Source organism: Streptomyces sp. UNOB3_S3, assembly GCF_020740895.1.
Taxonomy (GTDB): domain Bacteria; phylum Actinomycetota; class Actinomycetes; order Streptomycetales; family Streptomycetaceae; genus Streptomyces.
This window is the reverse complement of sequence record NZ_JAILXP010000037.1, coordinates 21,623-29,494: the sequence shown is the minus strand read 5'-3', so window position 1 is coordinate 29,494 and position 7,872 is coordinate 21,623. Positions and strand designations below refer to the sequence as shown.

General features: G+C 74.8%; 6 protein-coding genes. 4 read left to right on the top strand and 2 right to left on the bottom strand.

Going from position 1 to position 7,872, the window contains the following annotated elements; genetic code table 11:
- A partial coding sequence (locus K6I33_RS06710; RefSeq protein WP_229348778.1) for an esterase occupies positions 1-1,209 on the bottom strand: 1,209 nt, incomplete at its 3' end.
- 269 nt (positions 1,210-1,478) lie between these two features.
- On the opposite strand from K6I33_RS06710, the gene K6I33_RS06705 reads away from it, so the two are divergent.
- Complete coding sequence (locus K6I33_RS06705) at positions 1,479-2,063, top strand: hypothetical protein (RefSeq protein ID WP_229348776.1); 585 nt, start codon at positions 1,479-1,481, stop codon at positions 2,061-2,063.
- Here K6I33_RS06705 and K6I33_RS06700 read toward each other — a convergent pair.
- Positions 2,047-3,420 carry a diaminopimelate decarboxylase gene (locus tag K6I33_RS06700; protein WP_229348774.1) on the bottom strand — a complete coding sequence of 458 codons (1,374 nt, stop codon included), beginning with the start codon at positions 3,418-3,420 and terminating at the stop codon, positions 2,047-2,049. The genes K6I33_RS06705 and K6I33_RS06700 overlap by 17 nt on opposite strands.
- Before the next feature lie 172 nt (positions 3,421-3,592).
- Here K6I33_RS06700 and hutU point away from each other — a divergent pair, with 172 nt between their 5' ends.
- From hutU to K6I33_RS06685, 3 genes are all read left to right on the top strand, one after another.
- Positions 3,593-5,251 (top strand): urocanate hydratase, encoded by a 1,659-nt coding sequence (gene hutU, locus K6I33_RS06695; protein ID WP_229348772.1) that lies wholly within the window; start codon positions 3,593-3,595, stop codon positions 5,249-5,251.
- A gap of 92 nt (positions 5,252-5,343) precedes the next feature.
- Entirely contained in the window at positions 5,344-6,531 is a 1,188-nt protein-coding gene (locus K6I33_RS06690) for an allantoate amidohydrolase (protein ID WP_229348782.1), read from the top strand.
- Positions 6,522-7,871 (top strand): formimidoylglutamate deiminase, encoded by a 1,350-nt coding sequence (locus K6I33_RS06685; RefSeq protein ID WP_229348770.1) that lies wholly within the window; start codon positions 6,522-6,524, stop codon positions 7,869-7,871. Before K6I33_RS06690 ends, K6I33_RS06685 begins: the two co-directional genes overlap by 10 nt.
- Position 7,872: the final 1 nt, after the last annotated feature.

The following is a 7,872-nucleotide window of genomic DNA, read 5'->3' as shown; positions in this document are numbered from 1 at the left end:
CCCCCGCACCGAACCCACATCCCCCCGCACCGTCTCCCACGGCACCGCCCCCTGCCGCGCGAGCTGCGGCAGCAGCGCCGCCGCGTCCGTGTACGCGCCGTGCTCCGACCCGGTGAGCGTCACGTCTCCGCGCCAGGCACCGCGCGAATGCCGCCACAGCGCTTTCCACGACGGCTGGCGCCCGTACTCGCCGGAATCCGCTGCGTCGGTGCCCATCAGCAGGAACGGCCGGTCGACGCCGTCGCGGGACGCCGAGCTCATGCCCCCGGGCCCGGGGAACTCCATCGTTCCGTCCATGTTCACCGCGGCCCGGATGCGGCGGTCGTCGTGCATGGCCTGGAGGGCCGTGAAGCCGCCCGCCGAGTGCCCCACCATCCCCACGTGCCGCAGGTCCATCGCGGCCGCCAGGCCGTGCGGCAGGGTGAGGTGGTGCTTGCGGTCGCCGCGTTCGCCGGGCCGGAGCTCGTCGAGCCGGTCCAGGACGAAGCGGGTGTCGGCCACGCGCGCCTTCATCGCCTTGCGCAGCACCCGCGCCGGGTCCGTGCCGTGCTTCGCGGCGAGGCGGGGGAGGACGGAGGGCGCGAGGCGGCCGCCGGGGAGGGCGACCTCGGAGGAGTCGTAGGTGTGGTCGACCGTGACGACCACGTAGCCGCGCGAGGCCAGGTCCTCCACGAGCGACGTGTTCCAGGTCCGGGGGTCGCCCAGGCCCGCCGAGTACAGCACGACCGGCCGTACGCCCGCCCCGCGCGCGGCGGGGGCGTCCACGCGCGCGTGGGTGGCGGTGGCCGCCCAGTCCACGGCCCCGGCCGGTACGCGGTAGCCGAGGTGGCCGGAGCCGCCCGGCGAGCCGAAGTGGGCGGCCGCGCGCCGTTCCATGTGGGGCGCGGTGCGCTGGGCGGTCCGCCAGCCCGCGTGGGCCGCCGGGTACCAGAAGCCGACCATGACCTCGCGGTGGCCGCGCCCCGGGTGCCAGGGGTCCTCGCGGGAGGTGTCGACCAGGTGGCGGGTGGTGGTGCCGACGGGGAACGGGCCGGTGGGCTCGGGCAGCCGGGCGTGGGCGCGGGAACAGACGGGGGCGCTGGAACAGGTGGGAGCGCTGTCGGTCGCTGCGCGTGCGTGCGGGGCGAAGGCGCCGAGCAGACCGGTCAGGGCCAGTGCCCCCGCCGCCGCCAGCGCCCGTCGCCGCAGGGCACGCTCGTTCACCGGCATTCCGGTCTCCTCCCACCGTTCACCGTTCGGCTGGTGTGACGACCATAAGGACCGACGATGCGCCGACACGACATACGTGGGGGTCAACTCGCCTGTGATACCCGGGTATGACCCCAGTGGGCTACGGGTGGGCCACGGGCCCGGGCGGTTCTCAGCTCGCACTCAGAATCGTCGGCTAGCGTGCGGCCCGCAGTGATGGCGACGAAGACCGACGAAGGCCGACGAGGAGGAGGTCCGCCGTGGGACGCGGAGCGTATGCGCTGGCTCGCGTGGCCGTGATCGTGAGGGCGCCGGCGCGCCCGCTGTGGTGGCTCGGGCTGCTGAGCGCGGGCGCCGGTGCCGTGACGCCGTGGGTGCTGCCGGTGCTCACCGGACGCCGGATCGGGCTGGCGGCGGGTGGCGTCCTGTTCGTCGTGGCCGGTGCCGTGGCCTTCCTGGCGCGGCGCGGCCGGTACGTGGAGCTGGCGGGCGGCGCGACGCGCGCGGGCCGGGCCGTGTTCCTCCAGGACCGGGCCGTGACGGCGCGGAACTGGCGGCGGGCCCGGCGCTGGTGGCTGGCTGGCGCGTTCGTCGCCGCCACGGCCTCCTCGTTCGCGGTGCCCTCGACGGCCGGGCTGGCGATGGCGGGCGCGGGCGCCGGGCTGTGGGCGAAGGCCCTGTGGCTGGGCGGCCTGGAGCGCCGGAGCGAGTCGCTGCTGTGGGTGCGTACGGAACGGGCGCAGGGCAGCCCCGTCGCGGCGCCCGTGCGCGGCTGGTTCACCACCGGCCTCGTCGCCGGTGACGCCCTGCCCGGCGGCGCCCGGCGACCGGGCCGTCCGGCCCCGGGCGGGGCGGCGGTCAGCGCAGCCCGGTGAGCCCCACCGCGTGGGCGCCGCCGCTCTCGGCGACGAGCTCGTCGAGGGACTGCGGCGGCCGCACGGGCACGAAGCGCACGGATGGAGTGGCATGGGCTCCCTCCGGCGGTTGGTGCTCGGCGTAGCCGTAAACCCCCGGGCGGGGGAGCGTGTTGTATGCGAAGTGGTTCGAGAAGTAGTACGCGCCGGTGTCGAGCAGCGCGACATGGTCCCCGGCCTCCAGCCGGGGCAGTGACCGTCCTTCCGCGACCAGGTCCCCGGCGAAGCAGCACGGCCCGGCCACGTCCTGGGTCTCGGGCGGCCCCTCCTTCGGCCGCCCCCACGCGTCGTACACCGCCACGCGCAGCGGCCACGCCTCCGGCGCGAACACCGTGCGCACGGCCACCTGCGCGCCCGCGTGCGTCACCGCGATCCGGCGGCCGCCCGCCGACTTGGCGTACTCCACCCGGGCCAGCACCATCCCGCTCTTGGCCAGCAGCGACCGCCCGAACTCGGTCACCAGGCCGTAGCGCCCGTCGAACAGTCCGGGGACGGCCTCGCCGAGCAGCCGTGCGTACGCGGCGTGGGTGGGGGTGACGTCGTCGGAGGCGAAGTTGACGGGCAGGCCGCCGCCGATGTCCACGGCCCGGATCCGCCGGGCGCCGACGTGCTCGTCGACCTCCTCGGCCAGCTCGTACACCGCCCGGATCCCCGACGCCATCAGTTCCAGGGGGCAGCCCTGCGAGCCGACGTGGGCGTGGATCCGGGTGAGCCACGGCCGTTCGGCGTAGGCGCGTACCAGCCACTCGCGCGCCCCCTCGTCGCGCAGGGGGATCCCGAACTTCGACGTCGGCGTGGCGGTGCTCAGGGCGCCGATGCTGCCGCCGCCGACCTGGGGGTTCACCCGCAGGCCGAGCGGCGGCACGGACGTCGTGTCGTGGCGGTCGTGGAGAAGGCCGTCCAGCCGGGTCAGCTCCTCCCGGCTGTCGGCGTTGACGGCGACGCCGAGCGCCAGCGCCTCGCTCAGCTCGGCGGGGGTCTTGGCGGGGGAGTCCAGCACGGTCCGCCCGGGTGGCACGCCCGCCGCGCGGGCCAGCGCGAGCTCCCCGGGGCTCGCCACCTCGGCGCCCAGCCCCTCCTCGGCGAGCAGCCGCAGCACGGGCACCAGGGGCGCCGCCTTGACCGCGAAGGTGTGCAGCACGTCCGCCCCGGGGGCGCTGACCTGCGCGAACGCGCTGTGGAGCGCGGCGGCGGCCGCTCTGATCCCCGGGACGTCCAGCAGGCCCACGACGGGCCGGTCCGCCGAGACGACCCCCTGCCGCACGGCCGCCCGCACGGCCGCGTCCCGCCGCCGCGCGGCGCTCTCCACGTGACTCATACGCCCACTCCACCACCGAGCGGGGCCGACGGCCACGGTGCGAGCGCCGTCGAGGTCTACCGTCGACCTGTTCACCAGAAGCTGTTGACTAGAGGTATTCAGCCACTCAAACTGTGCAGTGTTCTATTCAGGACTGAATGGGACCGAGTGGAGAGCCAGGGAGGCAGCGCCCATGTCAGGACCGCGACCCGTGCGAGCACCGCGAGGCACCGAGCTGAGCACCCGGGGCTGGCAGCAGGAAGCCGCGCTGCGGATGCTCCAGAACAACCTCGACCCCGAGGTCGCCGAGCACCCCGACAAGCTCGTCGTCTACGGCGGCACGGGCAAGGCCGCCCGCGACTGGCGCTCCTTCGACGCGATGGTCCGCACGCTGCAGACGCTCAAGCAGGACGAGACCATGCTCGTCCAGTCCGGCCGCCCGGTCGGCGTCATGCAGACGCACGAGTGGGCGCCGCGCGTCCTCATCGCCAACTCCAACCTCGTCGGCGACTGGGCGAACTGGGAGGAGTTCCGCCGCCTGGAGGCCCTCGGCCTGACCATGTACGGCCAGATGACGGCCGGCTCCTGGATCTACATCGGCACGCAGGGCATCCTCCAGGGCACGTACGAGACGTTCGCCGCCGTCGCCGCGAAGAAGTTCAACGGCACGCTCGCCGGGACGATCACCCTGACCGCCGGCCTCGGCGGCATGGGCGGCGCCCAGCCGCTCGCCGTCACCATGAACGACGGCGTCGCGATCTGTATCGACTGCGACCCGCGCGCCATCGAGCGCCGCATCGAGCACCGCTACCTGGACGTCAAGGCCGACTCCCTCGACCACGCCCTCCAACTGGCCGTCGAGGCGCGCGACGCCCGCCGCCCGCTGTCCATCGGCGTCCTGGGCAACGCCGCCGAGCTCGTGCCGCAGCTGCTCGCGATGAACGCGCCCATCGACATCGTGACGGACCAGACGAGCGCCCACGACCCGCTCGCGTACCTGCCCGTCGGCGTCTCCTTCGACGAGATGGCCACCTACGCGGCCGAGAAGCCCGCCGACTTCACGACCCGGGCGCGCGAGTCCATGGCGCGGCACGTGGAGGCCATGGTCGGCTTCCAGGACGCGGGCGCCGAGGTCTTCGACTACGGCAACTCCATCCGCGGCGAGGCCCAGCTCGCGGGCTACACCCGCGCCTTCGACTTCCCCGGCTTCGTCCCGGCGTACATCCGCCCCCTCTTCTGCGAGGGCAAGGGCCCCTTCCGCTGGGCGGCGCTGTCGGGCGACCCCAAGGACATCGCGGCCACCGACCGCGCGATCCTCGACCTCTTCCCCGAGAACGAGTCCCTGGCCCGCTGGATCAAGATGGCCGGCGAGCGCGTCCACTTCCAGGGCCTCCCGGCCCGCATCTGCTGGCTCGGCTACGGCGAGCGCGACCGCGCGGGCGAGCGCTTCAACGACATGGTCGCGAGCGGCGAGCTCTCCGCGCCCATCGTCATCGGCCGCGACCACCTCGACTGCGGCTCCGTCGCCTCGCCCTACCGCGAGACGGAGGCCATGCTCGACGGCTCCGACGCGATCGCGGACTGGCCGCTGCTCAACGCCATGGTCAACGTCGCCTCGGGCGCCTCCTGGGTCTCCCTCCACCACGGTGGCGGCGTCGGCATGGGCCGCTCCATCCACGCGGGCCAGGTCACGGTCGCCGACGGCACGGCCCTGGCGGGCGAGAAGATCCGCCGCGTCCTGACCAACGACCCGGGCATGGGCGTCATCCGCCACGTCGACGCGGGCTACGACATCGCGGAGTCGGTGGCGGAGGACCGCGGGGTCCGCATCCCGATGCGGGAGGGGGAGTGACTGCCGCTGCGGGCAATCGTCCCGCAGGGCGGGACAGGTGGGCGCAGCCCGACCACCGGCCCGCACCCGCGAACGCACCGTCGTTCCACGAGATGTGGCGCGACCTGCTGCCCATCGGCCGGAACCCGGAAAGCGGTGGCTACCGCCGCTACGCCTGGACCGGCGCCGACACCGACTGCCGCGAGTGGTTCAAGGCGCAAGCCGAAACGCGCGGCCTGACCTACGAGGTCGACCGCAACGGCAACCAGTGGGCCTGGCTCGGCGACCCCACCGCCGGTGACGCCGTCGTCACCGGCTCCCACCTCGACTCCGTCCCCGACGGCGGCGCCTTCGACGGCCCCCTCGGCGTCGTGTCGTCCTTCGCCGCGCTCGACGAGCTCCGCGCCCGCGGTACCGAGCCCACCCGCCCCCTCGCCGTCGTCAACTTCGGCGACGAGGAGGGCGCCCGTTTCGGCCTGGCCTGCGTCGGCTCGCGCCTGACCGCCGGTCAGCTCACCCTCGATGCGGCCCACGCCCTCCGGGACGGCGAAGGGATCTCCCTGGCCCGGGCCATGGAGCGCGCCGGGTACGACCCCGAGGCCATCGGCCCCGACCCCGAACGCCTCGCCCGCGTCGGCGCCTTCGTGGAGCTCCACGTCGAGCAGGGCCGCGCCCTCGCGGACACCGCGCACCCCGTGGGCGTCGCCTCCGCGATCTGGCCGCACGGCCGCTGGCGGTTCGACTTCCACGGCGAGGCCAACCACGCCGGCACCACCCGCCTCGACGACCGCCGCGACCCGATGCTGACGTACGCCAACACCGTGCTCGCGGCCCGCAAGAAGGCCCGGCTCGCCGGTGCCCTGGCGACCTTCGGGAAGGTCGCCGTCGAGCCGAACGGCGTGAACGCCATCGCCTCCCTCGTCCGCGGCTGGCTGGACTCCCGCGCCGCCGACGAGGAGACGCTGGCCGCCGTCGTCGCGGAGATCGAGCAGGCGGCCGTCGAGCGCGGCGTCCGCGACGGCGTGGACGTCCGGGTGACCCGGGAATCCTTCACCCCGGTCGTGGAGTTCGCCCACGACCTCCGCGACGAGCTCGCCAAGCTCCTGGGCGGCGCGCCCGTGCTGCCCACGGGCGCCGGACACGACGCCGGTATTTTGTCCGGCGTCATCCCCACGGCCATGCTGTTCGTGCGGAACCCCACCGGCGTCTCCCACTCGCCCGCCGAGACGGCGACCGAGGACGACTGCGTGGCCGGAGTGACCGCACTCGCCGACGTACTGGAGGGCCTGGCGTGCAGGTGACCTACTGGGCCGAGCACGCGTGGCTCGGCGACCGTGTCGAGCCGGGTGTGGCCATCGAGGTGACGGACGGCCGGATCACGGCCGTCCGCACCGAGGTCCCGGCCCCGCCCCCGGGCGCGACGACCCTGCGCGGCCTGACCTTCCCCGGCCTGGCCAACGCCCACTCCCACGCCTTCCACCGCGCCCTGCGCGGCCGCACCCAGGTGGGCAGCGGCACCTTCTGGACGTGGCGCGACGTGATGTACGGCGTCGCCGACCGGCTCACCCCGGACTCGTACTTCGCCCTCGCCCGCGCCACGTACGCAGAGATGGCCCTCGCCGGCATCACCTGCGTCGGCGAGTTCCACTACCTCCACCACGGCCCCGGCGGCACCCCCTACGCCGACCCCAACGCCATGGGCGAGGCCCTGATCGCGGCCGCCGCCGAAGCCGGCATCCGCATTACCCTCCTCGACACCGCCTACCTCTCCTCCGGCTTCGGCAACGGTCCCGGTGGCGAGCCCCCGAACCGCCACCAGACGCGCTTCTCCGACGGCACGGCCGACGCCTGGGCCGAGCGCGCCGCCGCCCTCAAGCCCGCCGGGCACGCCCTGATCGGCGCGGCCGTGCACTCGGTGCGCGCCGTGCCCGCCGACCAGCTGACGACCGTCGCCGACTGGGCGAAGGACCGTGAGGCCCCCCTCCACGTCCACCTGTCCGAGCAGACCGCCGAGAACGACGCCTGCCTCGCGGCGCACGGCCGCACCCCCACGCGGCTGCTCGCCGACCACGGCGTGCTCGGCCCGCGCACCTCCGCCGTGCACGCCACGCACCTCACCGACGAGGACATCGCCCTCCTCGGCGGCGCGGGCTCGACCATCTGCATGTGCCCGACCACCGAGCGGGACCTCGCCGACGGCATCGGGCCCGCCGTCGCCCTCCAGCGGGCCGGCAGCCCGCTGTCCCTGGGCAGCGACAGCCACGCCGTCATCGACCTCCTCGAAGAGGCCCGCGCCATGGAGCTCGACGAACGGCTGCGCAGCCGCACCCGGGGCCACTGGACCGCCGCCGCGCTGCTGCGCGCCGCCACCGAGGACGGCCACGCCTCCCTGGGCTGGACCGACGCGGGCCGCATCGAGCCGGGCGCCCTCGCCGACCTCACGACGATCGCGCTGGACTCCGTCCGTACCGCGGGGCCGGCTCCGTGCCACGGGGCCGAGACGGCCGTATTCGCCGCGACGGGCGCGGACGTCCGCCATACGGTCGTGGGCGGCCGGCACGTCGTACGCGACGGGGTCCACCAGCTCGTACCGGACGTGCCGCGGGAACTGGCCGACTCCATCGCCGCCCTGAGCGGCTGAC

Bases quoted from the DNA above. Each gene is read 5' to 3' on its own strand.
- hutU (WP_229348772.1), top strand. From the start codon at position 3,593: ATGTCAGGACCGCGACCCGTGCGAGCACCGCGAGGCACCGAGCTGAGC.
- K6I33_RS06700 (WP_229348774.1), bottom strand. From the start codon at position 3,420: ATGAGTCACGTGGAGAGCGCCGCGCGGCGGCGGGACGCGGCCGTGCGG.
- K6I33_RS06690 (WP_229348782.1), top strand. From the start codon at position 5,344: ATGTGGCGCGACCTGCTGCCCATCGGCCGGAACCCGGAAAGCGGTGGC.